Source organism: Marinobacter sp. V032, assembly GCF_052645435.1.
In genome coordinates this window covers 833,999-859,782 of sequence record NZ_JBQXYE010000001.1, presented here as the reverse complement: position 1 = coordinate 859,782, position 25,784 = coordinate 833,999, and the positions used below count along the sequence as shown (strand labels likewise).

Below are 25,784 nucleotides of genomic sequence, written 5' to 3'. Positions count from 1 at the left end.
CATAGTCATGCTCAAGGATTGGGCAGGAGATCGCAGGATGCGAACGTTTATCAGTGGACTCATGTTAGGCATGAGTCTGCCGGCTTTGGTGTCGGCGCAGATTTACCAATGCGAACAGGCCAACGGCCAGACCGAATTTTCCGATACCCCTTGCGCACCCGATGCGCAGATCATTACCGTTGATCCGGCCCGAATCGGCGGCCGGTTCGATACCGGCACCGATGTCAAACTCTGGCAACCAGCCGAACGCCAGACTACCCGCCAATATGCCTGCCCCCGTGGCTACATCAACTCCACCCAGATGCGTACATTCAGAGTCCGCAAACAGGTTCAGCAGGGCATGAGTTCAAAACAGGTGCGCTATGTGCTCGGCGACCCCGACCGGCAACAGGGCCTGTGGTGGGTATACGAACACAAAGGCGAGGAAACCGGGCGCTACGAAATCAAGAACGGTTGTCTCGCCCGGGTGCGTTAGGGATTAGCCGGGTTTGCGACCCACATATACGGTATTGGACGATTCACCGTTCTGGAACGGATTGAAGAACGACACCACATGCGCTTCGATATCGGTGAACACCTCGTGCATCACCGCCATGAAATCGTCATCGGGCGGCTCGTTGGACCAAAGTGCGAATACCCCGCCTTCACGCAACTGGCGGGCCATTTTGGTCAAGCTCTCGGCGTTGTAAAAGCTGGCATTGGAATCGTTCAGCACTGCTCGGGGCGAATGGTCAATATCCAGCAGAATGGCATCAAACTGCCGGCCGGGCTGGTCCGGATCAAAACCCTGATCATCGGCCACCGCCAGCTCGAAAAAACTGCCGTTTACGTAGCGGCAGCGCGAGTCTTTATTCAGCACCTCGCCCAGCGGCACCTTTTCCTGCTGGTGCCAGCAAATCACAGCGTCCAGTGCCTCGACCACCAGCAGCTCACCCACTGCGTCATGTTTCAACGCGGCCATCGCGGTATACCCCAGACCGAGGCCGCCCACAACAACCGCGAGCCCGTCGCCATCGACCGCGGCCAACCCAAGGTCCGACAAAGCGACTTCTGCATCCACGAACATGCTGGACATCAGAAACTCGTCACCCAGCTTCACCTCGTAGATATCGCGGTCACCCAGCGCCGGTATCCGGCGGCGGCGCAGGGAAATTTCGCCAATAGATGATGGCTGGCTGTCGATCTCTTCAAATAAAAGGCCCATAGGTTTTCCACACAAACGGTTCAGGACGCCTATGCTATCACTCAATGGCACCCACGTTCGGGTTAGCGGTATGATCGGAGGCAAGACTGCCCGAAACCGCAGCTCCATCAACACCTGAACAGAGTGCCCGCATTCACTAGGGGTCCGAGGCTGACTGAATTCCTGATGTCTTTCGCAACGCTAACCGACGGCTCTTACGCTCTCAGACTGATGGCGATCACTATGGCGCTGGCTATCGCGACACTCATCGCAGGCTGTTCCTCGTTACCTCCACTTGAGGGGCGTTCCGAATCGAGCGCCTTACCCCTTGAGGCGGCGCGCAACACCGAGCTTGGTCAGGCCCTCGCGCCGGTGGAAGCGGCACATCCTGGAATGGCCGGCATCTATCCCCTTCCCGATGCAGCCCAGGCGTTCGCCACGCGCGTGCTGCTGGCCGAAGCTGCAGAGCAGACACTGGATATCCAGTACTACATCTGGCGCGATGACATTACCGGCACTCTGCTGCTCAAAGCCCTGTGGCAGGCTGCCGAGCGCGGTGTGCGCGTTCGCCTGTTGCTGGATGACAACAACACCAGCGGGCTGGATCCGCTGCTTGCCGAGCTTGATGCTCACCCCAATATCCAGGTCCGGCTGTTCAATCCGTTTGTCTACCGCGGCTCCCGGGTTTGGGGATACATTACCGATTTCTCGCGCCTGAACCGACGCATGCACAACAAGTCCTTCACGGCCGATAATAATGCAACCGTTGTCGGGGGCCGGAATGTGGGCGATGCCTATTTTGGAGCTACCGACGGCGTGCTGTTCAGCGATCTGGATGTGATTGCCGTCGGTGATGTTGTGCGGCGGGTTTCGGACGACTTCGATCTGTTCTGGGCCAGCCAGTCGTCGTATCCGGCTGGCCGGATCATACCTGAGGCTGAACCCTATCAGGATAACGCGGGTTCCGTGCCGCCTTCGCTAAAAAACGCGCTCGACAAGGCTCTGTCCGATCCTTCTGCGGAGGCTTATATACATGCTCTGAAGACATCGCCGTTCATCCGGCAACTGACCCGGGGCGAACTGGACGTCACCTGGGCCAGGACCCGCATGGTCAGCGACGACCCGTCAAAGGGCCTGGGCCAGGCCAAAGGCGACGCCCTGCTGGCCAGCAAACTGACCACGATCATCGGTCACCCGACAACAACCCTCGATCTGGTATCACCCTACTTTGTGCCGACTGATTCCGGCGTCAAGGCACTGTCAGATCTGGCCGCCAAAGGTGTGAGGATACGGGTACTGACCAATTCGCTGTCCGCGACCGATGTTGCCGCTGTTCATGCCGGCTATGCCAAACACAGAAAAGCCCTGCTGGAAGCCGGGATACAACTGTACGAACTGAAGGACACCATCACCCACACCGGCACAGAAGACCCCGTGGGCACCTTTGGTCACTCCGCCAGCAGCCTCCACGCCAAGACCTTTGCCGCTGACGGCGAGCGGGTCTTCGTGGGCTCTTTCAATTTTGATCCGCGTTCGATGCTGTTGAACACTGAACTCGGATTTGTCGTCGACAGCCCCGATCTGGCCCGGGAGATTGCCTCCGGGTTTGACCGGAAGGTGCCTTTACAGGCCTACGAAGTCCGCCTGTCAGATGAAGGAGACCTGTACTGGGTTGCGCGCCAGACTGACGGCACTGAAACCCGTTTTGACACTGAACCAGACAGTTCCTTCTGGCGTCGCACCGCGGTCAGTATCATTTCAATTTTCCCAATCGACAGCCTGCTGTAAGACATTGCCCTGAAAACGCCCCGAATCTGCTGCCTTAGGGTACACTGCCCGACCAGGCCATGCCCCGATGCACAAACCCGATCGCCGGGGCACCTGATCCTTATTCTGGACTGATTCAACAGGAGTAACCGATGGAATGGAGTTTGACCCATCTCTGGCTGATTCTGGCACTGGTGCTGGGGCTGGCTGAGCTGACATCCGGCGTGCTGGTGTTGCTGGCGCTCGGTTGTGCCGCTGCCGCCACTGCACTACTGGCGTTTCTCGGTTTCTCCCTGACCTGGCAGCTGGTCGGCATGGGCGTGCTATCCGGCATTTTCGTCCCGGTTGCCATTCGCTATATCCGCCCCCGTTTTTCGCCCAAAGGTGTGGCCTACGGCACCACCGGCACCGGTGTCGAGCAGGGGCAGCACTACACCGTCACCAAGCGCGACTTTGATGGCGCAACCGGCCTTAAAATTAACGGTGACTTCTATCGTCTGCGTGTTGCTGAAACCGGCGCCACAGCATTACCCGAAGGCACGCAAGTGGTATTCGGACACTTTGACGGCACAACCGCAGTGGTCCACTGCACCCCAACTCACAAGGAGCTTTAAGCATGGAATCGTTTCTCTCACCCGGGCTGATCATCAGCCTGTTCATTCTGGTCATTGGCATTGTCATCATCGCCAAAGGTCTGGTCATCGTACGCCAGTCGGAAGTGATGGTGATTGAGCGGCTCGGCTCTTTTCACCGAGTGCTGGAAAGCGGCGTTAACATCATCATCCCGTTTATCGAACGGCCACGGCCGATCACCATGATCCGCTACATCCGCGCCGGTGAGGATTATCATGCGGTGGTCAGCGACGAAACCCGTATCGATCGCCGAGAGACTGTCATGGACTTCCCCGGCCAGCCGGTGGTGACCACCGACAACGTGACCGTCAAGATCAACGGCGCGCTCTACTACCAGATCATTGACCCTCGCCGTGCGGTCTATGAAGTCGCCAACATGAGCCAGGCCGTTGAAGTACTGGCCAAGACCACCCTGCGTTCGGTGGTCGGTAAGATGGAACTCGACAAACTGTTTGAATCCCGCGCCGAAGTGAACAGCGCAATTCAGGCGGAGATGGAAGAGCCGGCATCCAAGTGGGGCGTCAAGCTCACCCGGGTCGAGGTTCAGGACATCAGCATGCCGGAAGAAGTCGAAGAAGCCATGCGCCTGCAAATGGCAGCCGAGCGTAAGCGTCGTGCGACCGTGACCGAAGCGGAAGGTGAAAAATCAGCCGCGATTGCGATGGCACAAGGCCAGCGGGAATCATCCATCCTGAATGCCCAGGGCGACAAGGAATCCGCCATCCTGCGGGCGCAGGGCGAGCAGGAATCCATCAAGCTGGTCCTGAATGCCATTGGCGACACTGAAGAAAACAAGCGGACGGTCGTCGGTTACCTGCTTGGCCAGAGCTACATCAAGGCATTGCCTACCATGGCCAAAGATGGCGAGCGTGTGTTCGTGCCTTACGAGTCTTCAGCACTGTTGGGATCGATGGGCATGTTCCGGGAAATGGCGGGATCGCCAGAAGATACCGTGCGCCAGCATATCCAGCGGGATGGTCTCCGCAGTGGCGCGGTGGCCGGTGCCGGCACCTCGTCCTGATTGACCGGGCAAGTCTGAACAGGCTCTCTGCTGCATACAGGCAGCAGAGAGCCTGATATTTGATAACCGTCTAATGCTCTCTCAAGGCCTTGATCAACGCCTGCTTCCGCATGGTTGATCGCCCCTTGATGCCCACCTCTGCGGCTTTTTGCTGTAACGCCTTCACCGTCCAGTCTTCGTAACGGGGTGATTTCCCGCCCTTGCGACCGGTTTCACTGGGAGGCGAGTTTGCAATGCGGGCAGCTTTCTCTTTACTCATCCCTTCATCACGCAAGGCTTCGTAACGCTTGTCGTCCTTCACCGACGGGCCCGGACCCGCCTTCTTACCTGCTTTTGACTTCGCCATAAGAACACCTCCATTTACATTGAAGTTGCCTCTCAGCAGCGCAGATTACGCGTTATTGCCGGATACCAACGCCTCTGACTCTGCACCGGACTTGATCGTCGGCACACTCAGCATTAACACAAAGCCTACCAAAAGAAACAGCAGAATGGTGGCCATGCCCCAGCGTTGGCTGCCGGTAGCGGCCGTGACCCACCCCACCAGCAACGGCCCGGCGAAAGCCGTTGCCTTGCCGGAAAAAGCGAACAGACCGAACATCTGGGTTTGCAGATGAACCGGCGCAGCCCGCGCCAGATACGAGCGGCTGGCCGATTGCAGTGGCCCTACAAAGATCCCCAGCACCATGCCGAATACCCAGAAGCCGGTCACGCTTGTTGCCAGCAGAATCCCGGCAGCACTGACTCCAAGTCCGATCAGGGACAGCAGCACCGTGTTGCGACCACCAATGGCATCATCCACCCACGAAAAGCATAGCGCCCCCAACCCGGCCGTCACGTTAAGCGCAATAGCGAACTGCAGCACCGCTGTTTGATCCATGCCAAACGTGCCCGCAGCATAGACTCCGCCGAAGGTGAAAATGGTCGCCAGCCCGTCGGTATACAGCATACGCGCGATCAGGAATCGCAGGATGTGCCGGTAACGCCGAACATGGGCGATGGACTCACGAATCTGACCAAAGCCGGCTCGGGTTGCTTGCCCCAGGGTCAGACCGGTTGCCTTGCGATCCGGCGTCAGGAAGAAAATGGGCAGTGAAAACACCAGATACCAGACGCCCACCAGCACAAAAGTGGCCCGAACGTGTTCGGCCCTTTCAGTATCCAGCCCCATCCAGGACACATCGCCCTCAATGAACACGAACAACGCGACGATAAGGCTCAGCACGCCCCCGACATATCCAAGCCCCCAACCCCAGCCCGACCAGCGGCCAATCCGGTCAGGTGAAGCCAGTTCCGGCAACATGGCGTTGTAGAAGATGAAGGCAAACTCGGCGCCCAACACGCCAATGCCCACCCAGAAGGCTGCAAACCAGAACTGATCCGCATCGGGCGTGACAAACCACAGCATGCAGGATGCCAGCGCGCACAGCAGGGTAAAGCTGATCAGCCAGGGCTTGAGCCGGCCGGACTGATCGGCAATCGCCCCCAGTATCGGTGCCAGTATGGCGATGAACAGCCCCGAGATACCCACGATATTGCCCCAGGCCTCGGTGCCGGCCACATCGTCCTGAACCACGGACTGGCTGAAATAACGGGCAAAAACAAACGTGAGAATAATCGTGAAGAAGGCACTGTTGGCCCAATCGTAGAGCGCCCATGACCAGAGCGCGCGTTTGCCGGCGCCTTGTCCGGCAGTCATAGCAGTATTCGCTGGCATCGCGGTTCCCTGGCGGTGCGGTGATTCGGAAGTGTGAACTGGCATCAGCCTACCACCCGGCCTGTTGGCAGAGCCAGCCGATGATTCAAGCGATGCCGATCAAAGCGTTTTGCTGCCCTCGAAGGCTATGCAGCGCCCAAACCTGTCCCACGCCGGCTCTTCATTCGGGCTGTTCTTGAATGTATCCCCACGTGACACGTTGGGTGGCGTTTGCCGCCCAAGACAATTCGCCGCGTCGTCGACGGCTATCTGGTAACCAAAGCGGTTATGGCTGAACCGGTTATCGGTAAAGGTATTATCACGACTGAAGCTGTTGTCCCAACACAGCACCGGATCCCGTTCACGTACCGAGCAGGTAAGGAAAACACCCGCCATCCCGTTATTTTCAATTTGATTGTTGCTGAAGTCATTGTGCTCGGCGTCAGCCAGATACATGCCGTGAGAGCCATTGTCGGCAATCACATTGTCGCGGATTTCAGACGACTGGAGATATTCCACCGTAAGGCCAGCGGCAACGTTGTCGCGGATGGTATTGCCCACTAAAGCAGTGGGGCCTGCACGGTTGAGCGAAACCCCGTCCCACTGGGCATGGCTGATATGGTTGTTTTCAATGCGAACGTCGCGGCTGTGGTATTCAGTCAGCACACAGGCGCTGCGACAATCGCGCACGTCCAGATCCCGCAGCACGATATCTTCGCCCTGCCTCACGATCAGTGCGCTGTTGCTCAGATAGGGTAAATCCGAAAAGAACTCGCTGTCGCTCTCCCCGCCGCCGCGGATGGCCAGGGACTCGACCTGAACATTCTGAATTTTTCTGGAGGGCTGCTGATGCATCGCGTCACCCAGCACAAGAACCGGACTGGAGACGCCATCTTTCATCTTGAGCACTGTTTTGTCCCGGCCCTCACCACGCAGAATTGTATTGTTGCGGGTCAGCGTCACCATGCTGTCCAGTTGAAACTCACCGCTTCCCAGACATAACACCTGACGGGAGTCATCGTCTGGCAACTGGTCGAGTGTCGCCTGCAGGTCGTGCTCCGGCGTCACGCCTCTATCGCAGGCAGCCGGTTCCGCCATTGCCGATACCGGAAAAGCCGTTGCCAACAGACAGCCGATCAACCACAGCCCGAATCGCCCGTGCCGGCTACGAAGAGATGCCTCACTGTGCATTGCGTTTCCCCAATTCAAACTGGTCTGAACCCTGAAACATTCAGGCGCCCGAAAACAGGCTCTACTTTCGCCGATTTAGCGCAGCGACACCATTAACGAAGCATTAGGGAAGTTCAATCAAGTGAGTGTTGGCGAACTCAGTTCAAGCCCTTACTCTGAGGAACACGCCGGACAAATAGATGGAGAGATGCATGCCAGAGGACCTCAACCCGGACTGGGCCAACCTGAGCGCCCGTGATGCCATTGCGCTGCAACACCGACTCGCTGCTGACGTGTCTGTAGCCGATGACCTTCCGACAGTGCGCACCGTAGCCGGCATCGATGTAGGGTTTGAAAACAAGGACACTGCCCGGGCGGCCATCGTGGTGTTAAATCTCAGCGATCTGAAACCGCTGGACTACGCTATCGCACGGCTGCCAGTCAGCTTTCCTTATATTCCGGGACTACTCTCATTCCGCGAATGCCCGGTGATTCTCAAGGCGCTCGGGCAACTGAAAACAACACCGGACTTACTGCTTTGCGACGGTCAGGGGATCGCCCATCCCCGGCGGCTGGGGATTGCATCCCACATCGGGCTGCTCACCGGCATGCCGGCCATCGGTGTGGGCAAAAGCCGACTTATCGGCACCCACGATACGGTGCCGGACGAGAAAGGCCGATGGGCACCTCTGACGCACAAACAGGACACCATCGGTGCGGTACTGCGCACCCGCGCCGGAGTTAAACCCCTCATTATTTCCGCCGGCCACCGGATCAGCCTGCCAACGGCCATAGACTACGTCATGGCCTGCACCACCCGATATCGCCTGCCGGAGACCACCCGTTGGGCCGATGGTCTGGCCTCTCAACGCGGCCAGAAGTGGCTGGCTGCACTCGAAGAACTTCACGATGGATCTTGTGACCAGGGCGCCTCTGCATAATGTGTCCAGAACCGCCCGGTTATTTTGTTCGAGTGCTTTCCCTTTTCCATTTGTCCGCTAAATTAATACAGGCGGAAGTAGGCTTGGTTCGACGCCAGCACTCTGCCTGTTTTGATCGCCGACGGTCAGCACCAGCCTCGCAGTGATCCGGCCCGTCAGGATCGTTGATCTCCCAGTTGGGAGTCATCGTTTTTGGCGCGGCCCTGATCGCAGATGACTGATAGAAAACCCTCATCTGCCAACCGACTGCAACAGGAGATGGAAATGACCAAATTAGCCGACATTGAAGGTATCGGTGCCTCATACGCAGGCAAGCTCGAAGGCGCTGGCATCAGCTCACTGGAAAACCTGCTGAAAGTCTGCGGAGACAAAAAAGGACGGCAGACCGCCGCGGAGAAATCCGGCATCAGCGAGAAGCATATTCTCAACTGGGTAAACCGTGCGGATCTGGCGCGCATCAAAGGTGTCAGCACCCAGTATGCGGACCTGCTCGAATATGCAGGGGTCGACACCGTGCCCGAGCTGGCCCAACGCAATGCCGAGAACCTTCAGGCCAAAATGGCTGAAGTGAACGAAACCCGAAAGCTGGTGCGTCAGGTACCCGGCCTGTCACAGGTCGAAGACTGGATAGCACAAGCCAAATCCCTTCCCCGTGCGGTGACGCACTGAACACCAAAGCGATGCGGGTGGAAATAGCGTCGTATTCCACCCAGTTCCTCATCACGGCGTCTGCCCATCATCACTGCAACCAGCGCCGGTCAGCCCGGCCAGCCCGGCCAGCCCGGCCAGGCCAGAATACCGCCGGTCATCCATAACACTACAAAAACGGCCTGACGAAACCGCGCCTCATTAACCCGGCGATGCAACCACTCGCCCAGCATCATGGCCGCAATTACCACCGGGATCATCACGGCAATATGCGGTGCGGCCGGCAGCAGCGACCCGTCCAGCAGGAACACCAGCGTCAGCAAGCCATTCAGTGACAGCCAGACCAGAATCAGCGTGGCACGAAATTGCTGCTTGTCGAGGGCAAGACCGCTGAGCGCATAGACTAACAACGGACCGCCAGAAGCAAACAGGCCGTGGGTCATTCCGGCCATCAACATCCAGAACTGTGACCAGACCTTGCCATGCGGCTTTACCGTAATACCCTTCCACAGACGCCATAATTCACGGCTACTGAACCAGAGCACCAGCAAACCAAAGGCGGTTTTAAGCAACTGATCACCCAGCCAGGGACGCAGCCCGTAGCCGGCCAGCGTGCCCACGACCATCAGCGGCAAAATCATCCTGCACAGGGTCGGCCAATGAATCGCGTGCCGATGGCGCCAGCTCAGCACGCTGGTCATCACAATGTTGAGTGGCACCAGGATCGGCAGCAGTTCCGGAATCGGAAACAGCAGCGCGCCCAGCGACAAGGCAATGACGATACTGCCAAAACCGGTGGTGGCTTCGGTTGTGAATGCCAGGAAGATGAACAGCGCCAGCAGCAGCCAGGGCAGCGTCAACAGTTCAACCACCGGTTAGTGCTCCAGTTCGCTGGCAAACTGGCGCTGCATCAGGCGTTGATACAGATCGGGCGACAACCGCCAAAGGATGCTGGCAAACCAGGCGAAGCGGTCCGGAAACAAACGCCGCTTTTGTTTTTGATACGCCACAAACGTTCTCTCCGCCATCCACTCGGGCGTGCGCATGCTGCCGACGGTGGAGCGCTTGTGCCGCGCCGGCTTGCCGTCATGACCCAGCGCATTGGTTTCAATGGGGGTATCCAGAAAGCTGGGATACACCATCAGAATATGCACGCCATAGCGCACCACTTCGCCGCGCAACACCTCAAAAAACTGACCCAGTGCGCCTTTGGCACTGCAATAACCGGCTCGCCCCAGTACCGGCATCCAGCCTGCCATGGAGCCGATATTAATGATGCCACCCCGGCTTTTTTTCAGCATCGGCAAGCAGCCGATCGTCAGTTCTACCGGCGCCTGCCAGTCGACCGCCATCACCTTGGTGAAGACATCCATTTGGGTTTTCTCGGCGAGAGACCGCTGCGTGATACCCGCGTTGTTGATCAGCAGATCCAGTGATTTTTCGTTTTTCTCCAGCCATTTAACGAGGGCCTGCAATGCTTCGCTGTCGGTGATATCAACCGTGCGGGAGGTGACCCGCGCACTGTCCTGAGCCGCCAGTTCATCGGCACCACGGGCCAGCAAGCCGGTATTGATATCTACCATCACGACCCGGTAACCCAGTGCAAATGCCTGCTGCGTCAATGACCAGCCAAGCCCTGAGGCGGCCCCGGTAATCAGTACGGTTTTCATAATTGGTGCCTTGCTCTGGCAGCGTCCATGAAGAAGCGAAACACCTGCTCGGAATTCTTGCGCGGGGTATAACCAAACTCTTCTTTCAAACGGCGATTATTCAGCACCGGCCGGTACCGCAGAAAGTTCACTTGTGCCGGCACATAGCCGGTCAGTCCCAACTTGTTCCCGACCCACAAACCGGCCTTTATCAAGGGTGCCGGTACAGTGATGACCGGCTTACCAAGCAACTTGCCGAGAGCATGAATAGACAGCGCGCCATCACCTGCCAGGTTGAAACAGCCACTGCTGTCACGGCAGACACCCTGCTCAATAATGGCCACCACATCCTGATCCCAGATAAACACAAAGGGCGACGGAGAGCCGGCTACCGCCAGCATTCGATCGCCTTCGAAAAGACGGGTAATCAGGTTGCGAGTCTCAGCGCCAAGCACCGTACCCGGGCGCAGCACCAGCTGTTTGAGCTCCGGGTGCCTTTGCCGGTACTCAGCCAGCATCTCTTCCACCTGTCGTTTGTGGTCAGAGTAAGCAAATTCCGGATTACCACGCAGGGCATCCTTCTCGTCCAGCCACTCAGGGTTGTCCGCGTGATAGCCATAGGCCGCGCCGGAGCTGGCCACCACTACCTGGCTGATACCGCAGGCCACGCAGGCTTCCAGCACATTGCGAGTGCCGTTTACGTCGATATCATAGTCCCGCGCACGATCACCGGAATCTTCCAGCACTGCAGCCAGATGGACCACTTGCTGGATCTCATGTTCTTGCACCAGTTGGGCAAGCTTTGGATCTCGAATATCCATCTTGAAAAACGGAAAGTCAGCCGTCTCATCCGGACGAATATCCACCCCGAACACTGCATGGTTCTCACTCAGCTGGCGCGCCAACTGACTGCCGATATAGCCAGCGGCTCCGGTAATCAGGATACGTCGTTGCACGATTGCTGCTCCTTGTCTGTCATTGCTGTTCTGCCATTGCTTTACTACGCGACCACCACCAGGCCAGCGATAAGCCGCTCACCAGATGCCAGACACCCCAGAACCCCGCGATCAGGATCATCCCGCTGGCGTCGGGGAAAAACGTAAACAGGATGGCCAGAGCCAGGCCGGAGTTCTGGATACCCACCTCCATCGTGATCGCCCGCTTGTCACCAACCGGTAATCGGGTGAGCGATCCGGCGGCAGCCCCCAACCCGAGCGCCAGCAGATTCTGAAACACCACCAGACCCACAATGCTGTGGGCGGTGGCCATGAACACATCCATGTTTTTGCCAAACGCCAGCCCCACAAACAGCAGCAATACCAGCAAGGTGACAACACGCATGGGCTTCTGGGCTTTTTCGGCAAATACCGGAAAGAACCGACCCGCCAACATGCCCAGCACCAGAGGCACACCCAGCACCAACACCACCAGAATCAGGATGTTGGTGCTGTCGAGCTGAATATCAGTGAGGATCGCTCGGGCATTCGGGTTCAGCCAGCCGAAAAGAGCAAAATTGAACGGCGTCATCACAATTGCGGCAAGACTGGAAACGGCGGTCATACTGACGGATACCGCCACATTGCCCCGGCCCAGCCAGGTCATGATGTTGGAGAAGGAACCGCCGGGGCAGGACGCCACCAGGATCATCCCCAGCGCCAGTTCGGGGTCTACATCGAAGAACCAGGTGGACAGGCAGGTCGCCGCCGGAAGCAGACCAAACTGCGCGATCAGCCCCACAACCGGAGCCTGCGGACGCTTCAATATCCGACGGAAATCATCAGCGGTCAGCGACAGCGAAACACCAAACATCATGAACGCGAGAATGACATTCAGGATCAGCAGGTTGTCGCTACTGAAATGAACCTGCATGTCAGGCTCCCCGGGACAGTTCAGCGATGTGCGTATTCACTGCGTTGCGGTAGCTGTCCTTATGGACGTAATACGCCATTCGGGCCAATTTCAGGTAATCAAAACCGCCATCAAGGGTTTGTTCTGCCTCACTCCGGATTTTGCTCGCCAGCGCATCAGCACTGGCATCACCCCGCTGCCGGGCCCGAATATACAGCGCCACCATTTCAGCCTGTTCATTGCGACCTTCCCAGCCCAGCCCCGCAGCTTCCACCATGCCCATCATGAACAGGTTGTCGTGCTTCGGGCTGAACACATTCAGGTACAGCTGCGGCGCATCACTGTTCTGCCAATTCAGCTCAGCGGGATCAATAAACGGATAGTCCAGCTTGTAGCCTGTGCCCATCAGGATCAGGTCATACTGCCGGATCTGGCCGCTGGTAAAGGTCACGGTATCGCCTTCCACACTGGCGATGTCGGTCTGTGGCGTAATGTCGCCGTGCCCGAGATGGTGCAGCACCAACGAGTTCACAACCGGGTGGGACTCGTACATTTTATAATCAGGGTCAGGCAATCCGTAGTCACTGGGGCGACCGACCAACAGGCGTATCAGGCGTGCATCCACCCGTTGTTTAAGGCCTCGGGGCAACTTGAGCTTGCCGCCAATCGAATCCGACGCCTTGCCGCCAATAAACTTGGGCAGGAAGTAATAGCCGCGCCGGACGGAAATATCGACACTCGCCGCCCGATGCACCGCGTCGACCGCAATATCACAGGCCGAGTTGCCACAGCCGACAATCAGCATGCGCTTGCCTTCAAAAACCGAAGCCTTCCGGTACTCGCTCGAATGCATCAGCTCGCCATCAAACGAACCCGGCAAATCGGCCACATTCGGCTTGTGCAGCGTACCGTTGGCAATCAACACCCCCGCAAACCGTCGACACTGTTGCTCACCGCCGGTTTCAGTCGTGACCCGCCATTCGTCCCCGTCCCGCACCACGTTCACGACCCGGGTCGAAAACTCATAGTGCTCATACAGACCGAAATGCTTCGCGTAGTCCTGAAAGTAGCGCTTCATCTGACTGTGATGGGGATAAGTGGCGACATCTTCAGACATCGGGAACTCACGAAACTCGGTCATCTTCTTCGATGAAATCAGATGCGCAGATTCGTACATGGTGCTGTGTGGATTATCGATATCCCACAGGCCGCCGACGTCAGTATTCAGATCAAAGCCCACGAACGGAATGTCGTATTTCTGGAGATTTCTGGCGGTGGCCAGCCCCATGGGGCCGGCGCCAATGACTGCGTACATAGCTGTCCCGATATTTATTGTATGCGCGCCCGGCAGGCACCCGGAGCGCGGAGTTTGTTATGCTTGTCACATTAGAATATCCGGGACACAGACACCCGGCTTTTTCAGGACCATGTCACGGTTAATACGGGACCTTTCGGACATCCATGTCGCATACCCCCACGGTTACGGTGCGTTATACACAGGCCATCAGCCAGGCTGCCGAAAAGCTCGGCTTTGCCTTGCCTGACAGGCTGAAAACAGCGTTCGCGGAACAAGACAGAGTGGAGCTGGAACTTCAGGGCGAGATCTGGGAGACCTTCTGCCAGCAGGCTGATGACCCGCTAATCGGCATCCAGTTCGGACTGACACTCCAGGTGGGCCACCTGGATACCGCAGGCATGGTATTGATGAGCTGCGACACCGTGACCGAAGCGCTGGACTCGCTGATGGACTACTACCCCATCGTCGGCGAGGGCGGGACGTTTGAATACAGCGTACACAACGACATCTGCGAAATTCGCTACGAGCCCCAGTACAGCACCCGCCAGCCCGAGCGCGTGGAAGCCGCGCTGGCTTCACTGCTGCAGTTGTCACGCTGGTCGACGGGCGAGCAGCTGCAGGCACAGCACATGACCTTCACTCACCCGGCTCTGGATGAACCACAACGTTATAAAGCACTGCTGGGATTACCAGTCACCTTTGCCAGCCAACATAACAGTTTGTGCATTCCCGCCAGTGCATTGAAGATGCCTCTAATCTACGCCAACCCGGCATTGTGCCAACACCTGCGCACGCTGGCCGACCAGCTGCTGGCACAACTCGGCAGTCAGTCACTGAGCGCCAATGTCAGTCATCTGCTGCGCCAGCACCCTAACTGGGGCAAAGAAAAAGTCGCCGATCATCTGAACATGAGCGGCCGCCACCTGATCCGTAAACTCAGTGACGAAGGCACCACCTTCAAATTGCTGCGCCAGGCACTGCTGCAAAACATGGCCGAACAGGCATTGGGGGAAGGATTGAAATTAGTGGATGTAGCAGACCAGCTCGGGTTTTCTGACGAAAGCGCCTTCGCCAAAGCCTTCAAGCGCTGGACCGGCATGACGCCCGCCCAGTTCCGCGAGACCTGATCCTCTGAAGAAGGCAAAACTAGTGCGCCCTACTCGGACACCGGTTCGTCGTCTCGCACCCGCAAAAAGCTCGCGAATCGCGGCAAGCCGGTTGAAGTCAGGCCATAATATTTGAAGGTCACCTCCGCGCCCACAGGTGGTGGATCGGCCCGCTGGGCGTCGCTGAACCCGGTTCCCAGTTTGAAACGACGGCCATCCTTCCTCTCCACAATCAACGCCCCCAGTTGCCCCTCATACTTGCCATTGCCTTCCGTGTGGCCCACTACCACGGCTTCAGCATCCTGATAGCGTTTTACCTTTAATACGTCGTCAGACCGGCCAACCCGATAGAGGCTGTTGCCTTCATGCAGCATCAACCCCTCACCACCATTCGCCACAACCTGATCGAGCTGCTCCATCAACGCGTCATGACTACTCGCCCTGCGCTGATCAATCATCGCAATGTAAGGTGAGCCCGAGCCCGACACCAACGCCTTCATCTGCACGACACGTTCGGAGAATGGTGCCCCGCTCGAAGGTAAATCAAACACCATTAACCGAATCTGCCGCCACTCTGCATCAACAGGTTCCAGCTTGCGCACCGCACCGGACGTTTCAGAAAAACGACCACGCCCCATCCAGAGTTCACCATCTAATGGCTGCTCCGGAAAGTCGGCCACAAACCAGTCTGGCGCGTGGAACCTATGGCCTTGTCGGGAGAGGAGCTGCTTGCCATCCCAGTAGGCGCGGACGCCGTCGAGTTTCTCGCTGACCCAGTAGTCGGAGAGGTTGATACCTTGTTGGTAGGTTTCGCCGAGGAGAATTTGGGGTGGTTGGGCGTGGGTGGTGTTTGCGAGTAATAAGAGGGTGAGGCTGCTGATGATGAACAGCCACTCCCTGTATAGCCGGTGGGGCATTTCACGGTACTTGTGGGTAATTCAAAACACACGGTGGCATTCCACTTTCCCGATCATTCCTGAAACGGGTCTAAGTAATCGTTCCCAAAACGCGCGATTTGGAACTTGAAAGAGAGATCTCCTTCAACAACCGTCAAAACGATTACGCCTGATCGTTTTTGTAACTACTCCTCCAACATGAGTTACACCCGTCTTTTTCCGCTGTTCGTGAGCAAAAGGGAGCTCATTCAGCCCTGATTCCATCGACACTTACTGCGTGCAGGCCAGTTCAGGTTCGCTCGTTTTCCGGGTGGCCTGTCGGGTTACATTGCCTTCAGGGTCATAGCAGAATTCCTGAACCCGGTCGCCCTTCTTGATGCGAATGGGCTCGTCGAGAGTGGGATGCCAGATCGTGCTAATCCTCTGTTGTTCGACGGTTCCTTCAGCCAGTGTTTTCAGCGTTACTTGCCCACGGTCATTATATTCGTAGCGGGTTATGTGGCCGCTCCAATCCGTGGCGGTCTCGATGCGACCACTGGCGGTATAAGTAAACGACTGATTAGCGGCCGCGCAGTTCTGCGACGCCTGACCATCAACTTTCGCTACCAGGGTTGAGCCGTTAACGGAGGTAAAGCTGAAGATTGATTCTTTGCCCAAGGCATTCGTGACCGTGGTGGTGCCGTCATTATTGAATTGAAGACTCGTTTCGTCCTTGCCGTCGCCGAGGGTGTTGCGATGGGTGCGTCCTTGGGCATCGTATTCCCAAGAGGCCAGAGTGTTGCCGTTGTCGCTGATGCCGGTCAGGGCCTGAGGATACCGTGCATCCTCATAGAGGTACGTTCGAGCGGAGCCGTCAGGATAGGTAATCTGGGATAGCATGCCGTCTGTGTTATAGGTGTAGTCGAACGTCAGCGATGTGCCATTACGCGCCAGGACCGCAGTCTCTATGGTTTGGTTCACCGTGTTGTAGCTGTAGGTCAGAGACGCTTGGCTTGCAAGGTTGTTGATCTGACGCTGGATGGGATTACCTTCGCTATCAATCGTCGTCTCAATAGCGAAAACCTTTCCGTGGCGTTCATCGATTTCGGTGAGTTGGCCATTGCTATCGAAGGTGTATTCAACACCAGACTTGGCGAGGAGGCGCCAGCCGGAAGGTTCCCCTGAGGCATTAACCGTGACTTCCACAGACTCAAATGGCGGTTGCTGCCAGGAGGTAAAGGCATAGCCGATATTTTCATTGCCTTTAAAAAGGTAGCGGACTCCTCCGGTCCAGTTCACCGCATAGCTGGTTTGGGGGTTGTCGCCGTTTGTCGTGGTGCGTGTTTCAATGGATTGGGTATAGGGGAACAACCACTGGCCCTGGCCGAGGGCTTCAGGATTGGGGCCAACGGTGTAGAGGTAGTGACGCTGCAGGTTTAGCCCGCCGCCGGAGGCATCATCTTCCGTCTGGTAGTTGTTGCCATTGCGAACATCAATCGGATCGCCGACCGTCGAGGCGCACGTTGGCTTCTCGTCGGTAATGCATTCGCCTATATCGTTATTAAAGGTGCCACCGCTGGGGCACAAATTGCCGTTACAGCTCACCGATTTGATTACGACGCGATTTTTATAGCAAGTATAGGACACACTTCCGGTACTGGAAGTGCCGCGATACTCGGGAGCGAATGGGCTACACGCTGCAACCGCTGAAGGGAAGTACCCATGGCTCGAACATTCAATCCAGGCACAACTCGTTGCCTCACACATATTGTCAGCCAAAACTGGTGAAGCTAGAAGACCCGATACAACCAAAACTGAACACTGGCACTGCGTTATAAAACTTGCAATTCGAACCAAACTACACTGTGCGCGCATGCTCTATCCTTGAGTACGTACATTGAGCTCTACCCCGTTTGCCGGAATTTCGATGCTGGGGCCACCAGAAGAGTTTTGCGGACGCCAAAATATACCATTTCCACCAATTAATCTTCCCGGCAGTGCCGAATCACTTAGTTAAGCCAGTTTGAGAGGAGAGCAAGCATGGGCATGCTCTCCTCGGAATAACCTATCAACGGCAGAGATTTTCAGCTGCTGATTTTAGTTGTTCGATAAAATCATCTAGAGAGATGCGTGTTCCTAACTTCCCGTCGCTCCCGGGTAGAGCAATACAGAGGTTCTCACGCCCCTCCTCCCTGTCTAACAGTAGTAGAAACTGATCATCAAAATGCAGCTCGGCAACTAAATGCTCATATCCAGGCTCACTTAGAATAATTGTGTCCCAGTCAGACTTTTTCATTTGTATTACCTCGGCTCAAGAAAGCCCGTAAATTTTCCATTCTGATCAAATCTTGCCCCTCTCCCATCTGGACTTTGGTGTACATCGACTCCTCCATGCCTATTAGGTCGATCAGTGCGATCAGGTGAGTTTACGATACCATCCAGGATACCTTGACCTTGTCGATTTTTATCTGCTGATGAGCCTGTGGCTGGAGGAAAAGCGCTGCCAGCTCTATCCCCATGCTTCTGACCTGCTCTGCCAGCTTTTGTCAGATCGCCTCTGTCTGGGTCGCTCCCAGAAGCCGGATCAATGCTAGGTTGCGGATCGTTAGCGCTAGTTTCGTTCCACGCACTCCACGCATTGCCACAAGCTTCTGCAAAGTTAGCGAGAACCTTCTGCCCTTGAGGCGTCGATAAAGCAAGCGCTGCAGCCAAACCTGATAATGGGACAGCAACGGCAGCTGATTCTCCAGTGGGATCAGTATATTTCAATGGATTTTGATTAGCATAGCCGTAGGTATTGAAGCCCCCATTCAATCCAATCGGATCACTTTGAACATACCGTCCCGTTGTCGGGTCGTAATCCCGAAAATAGTTGTAAGAGTAATTCGTTTCCAAATCACGATACTGCCCGGGAAACCGTAACGACTGAGCTAGGGCACCAGTCTCCTGAACAACCTCTCCAAACGGCAAAGCGTTACGCTGCCAAACTACAGCTTGGCTTTCATCCGTCATTACTTGGGGAGTACCCAAGTGGTCCACATGGACAAAATACATTTGCGTGGCGGCAAAAACGGATTGCGTCGTTATAAGAACGGCCAGTAATCCGAAAATAATTCTGAAATATGTCATAACAGTTCCTTTGTCATTAAAGCTAAGAAAAGCGCAAACAGTAGCGTTTATCTTAGTTATTCACTCGCTCTACCTTGATCGCATCAGCAATTACAGATCCATTAGCATTATCGGACACCGATACACCGAACCCAGTGTCCAGTTCGTATGTCCCAAGCAATTGCCAACTGCCGCCGCCACTACGTTGGTTTTTAACAACAGTTTCAGGGCCATTAGCTGTTTGGACTATGTATTTTGCATTGGATGCTCTTTTGTAGTGGCTGGTCCACTTTGCAGAAACGCGATATGTGGCATTACCTGCAATCGGCGGTGACCAGGTAAAGGTGTTCTCGCCAACGCCCTTAAAGTGATAGGCATAGTTATCGCCTTCATATCCACCCTGGTTTGTCGACAGAGGCCACACACCAATGCTGGAGGTATCACTGGAAGTATTATCAGTGATGATCACAGATGGCGCCGTACTTGCCGGCGTCAATTTGATGGCATCCGCAATAACATAGCCATTCGCCTCATCTGATAGTGAAATAACACTTTCCGGGCCCAGTTCAAACGTGCCAAGCAACTGCCAGCTGGAGCCATTATTGCGCTGGTTCACGACAACCGATTTATTCACCCCGTTGTATGCAACCACATACTGAGCATTGGAGGCTCGGTTTGAGTGACTGGTCCAACGGGCATAGACCTCATAGGTGGCTTCTTGCGTTAAACTCGGCTCCCATTGAAAAACATCGGCGCCACTTCCAGCAGCATTGGCCTGGTAGTTATCACCCACATATCCAGCTTGTTTCACTGATTCGGTCCAGGTGCCCACACTGGATGCGCGGGCATCGGAATTATCGATAACGAGTTCAGGTGTTTCTCCTCCAGCACCACCCTCTGCAAGCATTGCCACTGGCAGATCATTTAAATAGATATACTCGCGCACCACCTCTCCGGAAGGTTTGCTTTCGGCTATCAGATGGCCACTTTTATCGTAGTGAAAGTGGAGATTACTGGCAGGTTCCTGCGCTACTTTAACGACTCGCTGGCCTAAAGCATTGTGGAGGTACAGTGCCTGCGTAGCACCGTCTTCTTCGATTTCCTGGAGTCTGTTACGCGCGTTATAGATGAGTTCTCTACTTTTCGCTGATGCCGTATCGGAAATGGTGTTGCCGACTTCGCTGTAGGCGAACGTCCGATTATCTACAGTACCGTTCTTATCCGACGCAACGTCCAACAACCGATTGCTATCTGCGGCGTAGGTATAGTTCTCGGTCAAAGTCTGACCGCTATCCAATATGCTACGCAGCAATCGGTTACCTACTGCATCATAGGCATAGGTGATCTGGCCGTAAGGGCCGGTCGCATCCGTCAGTTGTCCCTTCGCGTCATAGAAAAAGGTTTCATTTTGGTCGGGGTCAAGATAGTCGCTAATCTCAGCAATATTGCCAGCACCATCATAGGTGTAGCCTTTGTCCATGACCGGGCTCTGGATGGCTGTTGGTTCGTAGCCATCGTTATAGCTGAGTTGGCGGGTAATACCGTTGCCGTATACTAATCGGGCCAGGGGTCCAAAAGGCAGGAAGTCGAGTTGATCAGCGACGATCTGAGGCTCGCCTCCAGCTGAGTCTTGAGTCCGGATACTGACCAGTTCGCCATCGGTGTCGTAGTTGTACAGGACAAGCCGGCCGGAGGGATAAGTAATGGAGATGAGTTGGCTGACGCTGTTATAGGCGTATTCTGTCACATACAGCGTCGACTCCATCGTGCGCTCTTCCCGCACCGTCCTGCCCAAAGCGTCGTAGACGTACTGAATGGTTCCACTGCGGTCACTGATGCTGGTGAGCCGTCCTACGCCGTAATTCCCGCCGGCGTTATCGTCGTAGCCGTATTCGATATTCTCTTCAGGGGATCCCGGGTAGGTGATAGAGATTAGTCGGTTTAGCGCGTCGTAGGCGTACTCTGCAACAACGACCCTCGCATCGGTTTTCCTGATGCGATTGCCCGCCGAATCGTAGCTGTACGTTGTGGTTCCGGTATCCGGGCTATGACGTGCGGTGAGTTCGCCAGCAAAATTATATTCGTAGGTTGTTTGCAAACCACGCTGGTCGGTGACCGAGATCAGGTTATCCATATCATCGTAAGTAAACGTGATAGTCCCTGAATCAGGGTCTGTGATTTGAGATAGGCGGTTCAATGCATCATAGCTTCGACGCGTCTCCTGGCTGTTGCCATCAATGGTCGAAACAAGGTTTGAATCCACATCGTAACTGTATTCCGTTGTCCGATTTTCGGCCTCAATGACACGAATAACGCGCCCCAATTCATCGAACACCTGCTTGTGTTGGCGGGCAACCACATTCGATGATCCTTTGGTCGTTTCCAGGGTGACGTTGCCCATAGCGTCATGCTCAAACTCAATTCGGTCACCAGAGGACACTTCTATTGCCGTCAGACGTCTTGCAGAATCGTACTCGTAAGACACGTCCTGTCCGTCAGGGCGTGTTATCTTGGTGAGTTGGCCTACAGGATCATATTCATAAAGTGTTGTGATGTTGCCTTGCCCGGTGGTGGTCGTTTGGCTGGTCACTTGGCCTCTGAAGTTATATGTCACTTCGGTTACCACACCATTGCCATCAACAATGCGCTGCGGGAGGCCCAACACAGTGTAGTCTGACAGGTTGACCTCGTGGCCCAGTGCGTTCCGGGAGCGAACCAAATTGCCTGAAGTATCATAGGTATAGGTTTGGATATCCTGAACATCCGTTCTGGGGCCATCGGCTTCTGTCATTAAGCCATTTTCGTCATATTCGTAGTTCCAAACCCGGTCGGCCTCGCAGACCACCGGCACTAAAAACATCATGACAGCACAGGCAATTTCAACTGGACGATTAGTGTTCGTCGATTTGTAGAGTTGGCGCATGTTACATCCCTGTTCGATTAATCGGGTTTCCATTTGAATGGCTACGGATTGGTACAATCCAATGATGGCTCTGCCGGTTCGCGTGTTGCGCGAGTTACTTCCTGACCCGACGCGTCATAGCAGTATTCAGTGACTTCCTGGCTGCGTGTCACCTTCATTGGCACGCTCAGATCAGGGTGCCAGGTTGTTTCAACCGTTTGTTCGGACGCGCTACCGACACCTATTGTTTTGGCCGTAACCAGCCCGCGATCATTGTATGTGTAACGAGTGACCTTGCCGCTCCAGTCAGTCTCTGTTTCAACCCGACCTTCTGGCGTATATGTAAAGGCCTTGCTGGCTGCCGCGCAGTTCGAACTCGCCTGACCATCAATTTGCGTCAGTTTGCGTGAGCCCGCCACCGTCTCGAAGTGATAGATACTCCGCTTACCTAAGGCATTAGTGAGTGTAGTCGTGCCGTCCGGGTTGAAAGCCAGGGACACAGATTCAGTGTCGCCCGCATGTGAGCTTCGCACTGCCCGCCCCTGATCATCGTATGACCATTTAGCGTAGGCATTATCGCCCTCATCCGTTATAGACGTTAGCGCTTGAGGCAATGTCGGAGCGTCATAGTGGTAATCGCGCTGTGTGCCATCAGGATTTATTACCCGGTTGAGCATGCCACTACTGTTATAGCTATATTGGAAGGAAAACGACTGACCATTAAAAGACAGATCAGCAGACTCAATATGCTGGCCTGACGCATCAAAGGTATAGGCTAACTCCGCACCACTGCGGAGGTTGCGGATGATCTGGAAATCTCGTGTTCCATCTGCTCGGTCGGTGTACTCGATGGCGAATTGAGCTCCATCTGTGTGCTCAACCTTGGTCAGGTAACCACCATCGTTGAAGTAATAAACCGTACCGTCTTTATGTGTTACCTCCCAACCAGAGGGCGTGCCCGATGCATATAAACGTTCAACAGACTGGAAAGGCGGAAGCTGCCAATTCCGGAACGCATACCCTGTCGCCTCATTACCGCGGAACACATAACGTACGTTCTTATCCGTGAGCACGTATGACAGATAGCCATCATCACCGTACTGCCTGGTGTAAGACGCAACTGATTGAGTATAGGGAAACTGCCAACGCCCCCAGCCCGGCGCACGAGGATTCGGACCAACAGAATGGGTATAACTACGAACCAGTTCCAGTCCTCCACCGCTAACATCTACCTCTTGCAGGTATTTGTTGCCATTGCGGGCATCAATGGGGTTGCCCACAACCGTGGCGCACTCTGGTTTCTCGTCAGCAACGCACTCACCAATGTCCGCGTTAAATGCACTGCCACCGGGGCATTGATTTGATGAGCAAACCGCATAGCTGGCGAATACACTAGGCGATGTAGGTGGAACACAATAATAATTAGCGTCCCCGCTCGAGTTTTGGAAACGCAATTGAGGACTATTGCTTCCACATGCAGCTGCTACCGATGGATAAAAACCATAGCTTGTGCATCCGATCGAACCACATGAAGAGCGTTCGCACACGTTAGCTGAGAAAGCATAACCGGAAAACAGGCACAATAGTCCACCTAGATAAACTATGGCTCCTATTTTCAATAGCTTCAACGGTAGTTTTAAAATATTCCCATATAAATACCCCACTCCATTCATGAACTGTATAATTATCGATTGGTAGAACTGGCGCATGTCACACATCCCTGTCCGATTGATCGTTCTTATATCCATTACTGCCGGCTGGTACATTTTATTCGCTTTTTCCTCGCGAAAAGCCGTCCTTTTACCCCCTCTGTTCGTGAGCAAAAGGGAGCTCATTCAGCCCTGATTCCATCGACACTTACTGCGTGCAGGCCAGTTCAGGTTCGCTCGTTTTCCGGGTGGCCTGTCGGGTTACATTGCCTTCAGGGTCATAGCAGAATTCCTGAACCCGGTCGCCCTTCTTGATGCGAATGGGCTCGTCGAGAGTGGGATGCCAGATCGTGCTAATCCTCTGTTGTTCGACGGTTCCTTCAGCCAGTGTTTTCAGCGTTACTTGCCCACGGTCATTATATTCGTAGCGGGTTATGTGGCCGCTCCAATCCGTGGCGGTCTCGATGCGACCACTGGCGGTATAAGTAAACGACTGATTAGCGGCCGCGCAGTTCTGCGACGCCTGACCATCAACTTTCGCTACCAGGGTTGAGCCGTTAACGGAGGTAAAGCTGAAGATTGATTCTTTGCCCAAGGCATTCGTGACCGTGGTGGTGCCGTCATTATTGAATTGAAGACTCGTTTCGTCCTTGCCGTCGCCGAGGGTGTTGCGATGGGTGCGTCCTTGGGCATCGTATTCCCAAGAGGCCAGAGTGTTGCCGTTGTCGCTGATGCCGGTCAGGGCCTGAGGATACCGTGCATCCTCATAGAGGTACGTTCGAGCGGAGCCGTCAGGATAGGTAATCTGGGATAGCATGCCGTCTGTGTTATAGGTGTAGTCGAACGTCAGCGATGTGCCATTACGCGCCAGGACCGCAGTCTCTATGGTTTGGTTCACCGTGTTGTAGCTGTAGGTCAGAGACGCTTGGCTTGCAAGGTTGTTGATCTGACGCTGGATGGGATTACCTTCGCTATCAATCGTCGTCTCAATAGCGAAAACCTTTCCGTGGCGTTCATCGATTTCGGTGAGTTGGCCATTGCTATCGAAGGTGTATTCAACACCAGACTTGGCGAGGAGGCGCCAGCCGGAAGGTTCCCCTGAGGCATTAACCGTGACTTCCACAGACTCAAATGGCGGTTGCTGCCAGGAGGTAAAGGCATAGCCGATATTTTCATTGCCTTTAAAAAGGTAGCGGACTCCTCCGGTCCAGTTCACCGCATAGCTGGTTTGGGGGTTGTCGCCGTTTGTCGTGGTGCGTGTTTCAATGGATTGGGTATAGGGGAACAACCACTGGCCCTGGCCGAGGGCTTCAGGATTGGGGCCAACGGTGTAGAGGTAGTGACGCTGCAGGTTTAGCCCGCCGCCGGAGGCATCATCTTCCGTCTGGTAGTTGTTGCCATTGCGAACATCAATCGGATCGCCGACCGTCGAGGCGCACGTTGGCTTCTCGTCAGTAACGCATTCGCCTATATCGTTATTAAACTTACTGCCTGTTGGGCAGCGAGACGCATCGCAAGACACTCTTTTGTCAAAATAAGCATATCGGTAGCAATAATATGAGTTGCCACTGGAACGTTTGGGGGTATCTGGACTACATGCTTCAACAGGGGAAGGAAAATACCCCAGTCTCGTACATAGGGAACCACAAGATCTTAACAAACAGACATTATCGGCTAAGACTGGTGTCCCAATGGTCAACAAGGCAAACACAAGCAGCACCATGCACTGGTATCTAATTGAGAAACTAGCTAAGCAAAAAAAATCACCTTGAACAAGCATGCTCTATCCTTGAGTTCAGTCAATATCAGCACAAAATATGTCGATATTATTTATGTCGCGATCCAATGATCCAATGATCCAATGATCCAATGATCCAATGATCCAATGCGACTATAAGACCAAAATTTTAATTACTAGCAAAATTAGCATTATTGAAAGCTAAAGATCAATCTGCACCTAAAAAATCTTTTTAGTTGTTAATTCGACGTGTACATTAATTGACAAGAATGACAAAAATACAAGCGCTTTCAAGTGGTCAGCTGACCATCGTCAATTTATAAATATAGCGCATATTACACCCCTGCTTTACCGCCCGAACTATAACCATATGCCACTGAACAAAAAAGTGCGATTTTATCAGGCGAACTAAATCACTACCCCAGTTTTCGGTCGACTATTCCTATAATCAGCCATTTCTAGCTGGCCAAGCTTCGGCGCTAGCCTACAACTGCGTGGGCCCCATGGGCATTGGACCTTTGCACGCGCAAGCGCTGCACCTTCATTCGATTTC

At 54.9% G+C, this 25,784-nt stretch carries 23 protein-coding genes; 7 read left to right on the top strand and 16 right to left on the bottom strand.

Annotated features, from left to right (window positions below):
* Positions 1-37 precede the first annotated feature (37 nt).
* On the top strand, positions 38-475 hold the full coding sequence (locus ACUN9X_RS03950) for a DUF4124 domain-containing protein (protein WP_260039094.1): 438 nt from the start codon (positions 38-40) through the stop codon (positions 473-475).
* A 3-nt stretch (positions 476-478) separates the two neighbouring features.
* Here the strand turns inward: ACUN9X_RS03950 and ACUN9X_RS03945 are convergent, their stop codons facing one another.
* The gene (locus tag ACUN9X_RS03945) at positions 479-1,204 is read right to left on the bottom strand and encodes a spermidine synthase (RefSeq protein WP_445472249.1); all 726 of its coding nucleotides are present in this window, start codon (positions 1,202-1,204) and stop codon (positions 479-481) included.
* A gap of 165 nt (positions 1,205-1,369) precedes the next feature.
* Here ACUN9X_RS03945 and ACUN9X_RS03940 point away from each other — a divergent pair, with 165 nt between their 5' ends.
* From ACUN9X_RS03940 to ACUN9X_RS03930, 3 genes are all read left to right on the top strand, one after another.
* Positions 1,370-2,971, top strand: a complete 1,602-nt coding sequence (locus ACUN9X_RS03940) for a phospholipase D family protein (RefSeq protein WP_445472248.1) — start codon at positions 1,370-1,372, stop codon at positions 2,969-2,971.
* 131 nt (positions 2,972-3,102) lie between these two features.
* Positions 3,103-3,564 carry an NfeD family protein gene (locus ACUN9X_RS03935; RefSeq protein ID WP_260039096.1) on the top strand — a complete coding sequence of 154 codons (462 nt, stop codon included), beginning with the start codon at positions 3,103-3,105 and terminating at the stop codon, positions 3,562-3,564.
* Positions 3,565-3,566: 2 nt separating this feature from the next.
* Positions 3,567-4,604: an SPFH domain-containing protein gene (locus ACUN9X_RS03930; RefSeq protein ID WP_445472247.1), complete on the top strand. Its 1,038-nt coding sequence runs from the start codon at positions 3,567-3,569 to the stop codon at positions 4,602-4,604.
* A 70-nt stretch (positions 4,605-4,674) separates the two neighbouring features.
* On the opposite strand, the gene ACUN9X_RS03925 is transcribed toward ACUN9X_RS03930, so the two are convergent.
* From ACUN9X_RS03925 to ACUN9X_RS03915, 3 genes are all read right to left on the bottom strand, one after another.
* Complete coding sequence (locus tag ACUN9X_RS03925; RefSeq protein WP_445472246.1) at positions 4,675-4,950, bottom strand: DUF7218 family protein; 276 nt, start codon at positions 4,948-4,950, stop codon at positions 4,675-4,677.
* 45 nt (positions 4,951-4,995) lie between these two features.
* Entirely contained in the window at positions 4,996-6,321 is a 1,326-nt protein-coding gene (locus ACUN9X_RS03920) for an MFS transporter (protein WP_445472245.1), read from the bottom strand.
* Positions 6,322-6,420: 99 nt separating this feature from the next.
* A complete protein-coding gene (locus tag ACUN9X_RS03915; RefSeq protein ID WP_445472244.1) occupies positions 6,421-7,491 on the bottom strand; it encodes a right-handed parallel beta-helix repeat-containing protein in 1,071 nt (356 codons plus the stop codon).
* A gap of 191 nt (positions 7,492-7,682) precedes the next feature.
* On the opposite strand from ACUN9X_RS03915, the gene nfi reads away from it, so the two are divergent.
* Entirely contained in the window at positions 7,683-8,411 is a 729-nt protein-coding gene (nfi, locus tag ACUN9X_RS03910; RefSeq protein WP_445472243.1) for a deoxyribonuclease V, read from the top strand.
* 264 nt (positions 8,412-8,675) lie between these two features.
* Complete coding sequence (locus tag ACUN9X_RS03905) at positions 8,676-9,080, top strand: DUF4332 domain-containing protein (protein WP_445472242.1); 405 nt, start codon at positions 8,676-8,678, stop codon at positions 9,078-9,080.
* A gap of 89 nt (positions 9,081-9,169) precedes the next feature.
* On the opposite strand, the gene ACUN9X_RS03900 is transcribed toward ACUN9X_RS03905, so the two are convergent.
* The 5 genes from ACUN9X_RS03900 to ACUN9X_RS03880 are packed head-to-tail and all read right to left on the bottom strand — an operon-like array spanning position 9,170 to position 13,871.
* Positions 9,170-9,931: a sulfite exporter TauE/SafE family protein gene (locus ACUN9X_RS03900; protein ID WP_445472241.1), complete on the bottom strand. Its 762-nt coding sequence runs from the start codon at positions 9,929-9,931 to the stop codon at positions 9,170-9,172.
* A 3-nt stretch (positions 9,932-9,934) separates the two neighbouring features.
* A complete protein-coding gene (locus tag ACUN9X_RS03895) occupies positions 9,935-10,729 on the bottom strand; it encodes an SDR family NAD(P)-dependent oxidoreductase (protein ID WP_445472240.1) in 795 nt (264 codons plus the stop codon).
* Positions 10,726-11,664, bottom strand: coding sequence for an SDR family oxidoreductase (locus tag ACUN9X_RS03890; RefSeq protein WP_260039106.1), 939 nt, complete (start codon positions 11,662-11,664; stop codon positions 10,726-10,728). Before ACUN9X_RS03890 ends, ACUN9X_RS03895 begins: the two co-directional genes overlap by 4 nt.
* Positions 11,665-11,683: 19 nt before the next feature.
* Entirely contained in the window at positions 11,684-12,577 is an 894-nt protein-coding gene (locus ACUN9X_RS03885; RefSeq protein WP_445472239.1) for a bile acid:sodium symporter family protein, read from the bottom strand.
* A gap of 1 nt (position 12,578) precedes the next feature.
* Positions 12,579-13,871 carry a flavin-containing monooxygenase gene (locus ACUN9X_RS03880; RefSeq protein WP_445472238.1) on the bottom strand — a complete coding sequence of 431 codons (1,293 nt, stop codon included), beginning with the start codon at positions 13,869-13,871 and terminating at the stop codon, positions 12,579-12,581.
* Between the two features lie 146 nt (positions 13,872-14,017).
* Between ACUN9X_RS03880 and ACUN9X_RS03875 the strand changes: the two genes are divergently transcribed.
* Positions 14,018-14,980, top strand: coding sequence for an AraC family transcriptional regulator ligand-binding domain-containing protein (locus tag ACUN9X_RS03875; protein ID WP_445472237.1), 963 nt, complete (start codon positions 14,018-14,020; stop codon positions 14,978-14,980).
* A gap of 29 nt (positions 14,981-15,009) precedes the next feature.
* Here the strand turns inward: ACUN9X_RS03875 and ACUN9X_RS03870 are convergent, their stop codons facing one another.
* The 7 genes from ACUN9X_RS03870 to ACUN9X_RS03840 all read right to left on the bottom strand — a co-directional run bounded on the left by ACUN9X_RS03870 (position 15,010) and on the right by ACUN9X_RS03840 (position 25,015).
* Positions 15,010-15,876, bottom strand: coding sequence for a DNA ligase (locus ACUN9X_RS03870; RefSeq protein ID WP_445472236.1), 867 nt, complete (start codon positions 15,874-15,876; stop codon positions 15,010-15,012).
* A 249-nt stretch (positions 15,877-16,125) separates the two neighbouring features.
* The gene (locus tag ACUN9X_RS03865) at positions 16,126-17,439 is read right to left on the bottom strand and encodes a hypothetical protein (protein WP_445472235.1); all 1,314 of its coding nucleotides are present in this window, start codon (positions 17,437-17,439) and stop codon (positions 16,126-16,128) included.
* 463 nt (positions 17,440-17,902) lie between these two features.
* On the bottom strand, positions 17,903-18,130 hold the full coding sequence (locus ACUN9X_RS03860; RefSeq protein WP_445472234.1) for a hypothetical protein: 228 nt from the start codon (positions 18,128-18,130) through the stop codon (positions 17,903-17,905).
* Between the two features lie 5 nt (positions 18,131-18,135).
* A complete protein-coding gene (locus ACUN9X_RS03855; RefSeq protein ID WP_445472233.1) occupies positions 18,136-18,963 on the bottom strand; it encodes an RHS repeat-associated core domain-containing protein in 828 nt (275 codons plus the stop codon).
* A 52-nt stretch (positions 18,964-19,015) separates the two neighbouring features.
* On the bottom strand, positions 19,016-21,865 hold the full coding sequence (locus ACUN9X_RS03850) for a golvesin C-terminal-like domain-containing protein (protein WP_445472232.1): 2,850 nt from the start codon (positions 21,863-21,865) through the stop codon (positions 19,016-19,018).
* Positions 21,866-21,906: 41 nt separating this feature from the next.
* A complete protein-coding gene (locus tag ACUN9X_RS03845; RefSeq protein WP_445472231.1) occupies positions 21,907-23,553 on the bottom strand; it encodes a hypothetical protein in 1,647 nt (548 codons plus the stop codon).
* A 148-nt stretch (positions 23,554-23,701) separates the two neighbouring features.
* Positions 23,702-25,015, bottom strand: coding sequence for a hypothetical protein (locus ACUN9X_RS03840; RefSeq protein WP_445472230.1), 1,314 nt, complete (start codon positions 25,013-25,015; stop codon positions 23,702-23,704).
* Positions 25,016-25,784: the final 769 nt, after the last annotated feature.

Bases quoted from the DNA above. Each gene is read 5' to 3' on its own strand.
- ACUN9X_RS03950 (WP_260039094.1), top strand. From the start codon at position 38: ATGCGAACGTTTATCAGTGGACTCATGTTAGGCATGAGTCTGCCGGCT.
- ACUN9X_RS03945 (WP_445472249.1), bottom strand. From the start codon at position 1,204: ATGGGCCTTTTATTTGAAGAGATCGACAGCCAGCCATCATCTATTGGC.
- ACUN9X_RS03940 (WP_445472248.1), top strand. From the start codon at position 1,370: ATGTCTTTCGCAACGCTAACCGACGGCTCTTACGCTCTCAGACTGATG.
- ACUN9X_RS03935 (WP_260039096.1), top strand. From the start codon at position 3,103: ATGGAATGGAGTTTGACCCATCTCTGGCTGATTCTGGCACTGGTGCTG.
- ACUN9X_RS03930 (WP_445472247.1), top strand. From the start codon at position 3,567: ATGGAATCGTTTCTCTCACCCGGGCTGATCATCAGCCTGTTCATTCTG.
- ACUN9X_RS03925 (WP_445472246.1), bottom strand. From the start codon at position 4,950: ATGGCGAAGTCAAAAGCAGGTAAGAAGGCGGGTCCGGGCCCGTCGGTG.
- ACUN9X_RS03920 (WP_445472245.1), bottom strand. From the start codon at position 6,321: ATGCCAGCGAATACTGCTATGACTGCCGGACAAGGCGCCGGCAAACGC.
- ACUN9X_RS03915 (WP_445472244.1), bottom strand. From the start codon at position 7,491: ATGCACAGTGAGGCATCTCTTCGTAGCCGGCACGGGCGATTCGGGCTG.
- nfi (WP_445472243.1), top strand. From the start codon at position 7,683: ATGCCAGAGGACCTCAACCCGGACTGGGCCAACCTGAGCGCCCGTGAT.
- ACUN9X_RS03905 (WP_445472242.1), top strand. From the start codon at position 8,676: ATGACCAAATTAGCCGACATTGAAGGTATCGGTGCCTCATACGCAGGC.
- ACUN9X_RS03895 (WP_445472240.1), bottom strand. From the start codon at position 10,729: ATGAAAACCGTACTGATTACCGGGGCCGCCTCAGGGCTTGGCTGGTCA.
- ACUN9X_RS03885 (WP_445472239.1), bottom strand. From the start codon at position 12,577: ATGCAGGTTCATTTCAGTAGCGACAACCTGCTGATCCTGAATGTCATT.
- ACUN9X_RS03880 (WP_445472238.1), bottom strand. From the start codon at position 13,871: ATGTACGCAGTCATTGGCGCCGGCCCCATGGGGCTGGCCACCGCCAGA.
- ACUN9X_RS03875 (WP_445472237.1), top strand. From the start codon at position 14,018: ATGTCGCATACCCCCACGGTTACGGTGCGTTATACACAGGCCATCAGC.
- ACUN9X_RS03870 (WP_445472236.1), bottom strand. From the start codon at position 15,876: ATGCCCCACCGGCTATACAGGGAGTGGCTGTTCATCATCAGCAGCCTC.
- ACUN9X_RS03860 (WP_445472234.1), bottom strand. From the start codon at position 18,130: ATGAAAAAGTCTGACTGGGACACAATTATTCTAAGTGAGCCTGGATAT.
- ACUN9X_RS03855 (WP_445472233.1), bottom strand. From the start codon at position 18,963: ATGACATATTTCAGAATTATTTTCGGATTACTGGCCGTTCTTATAACG.
- ACUN9X_RS03850 (WP_445472232.1), bottom strand. From the start codon at position 21,865: ATGCGCCAACTCTACAAATCGACGAACACTAATCGTCCAGTTGAAATT.
- ACUN9X_RS03845 (WP_445472231.1), bottom strand. From the start codon at position 23,553: ATGCGCCAGTTCTACCAATCGATAATTATACAGTTCATGAATGGAGTG.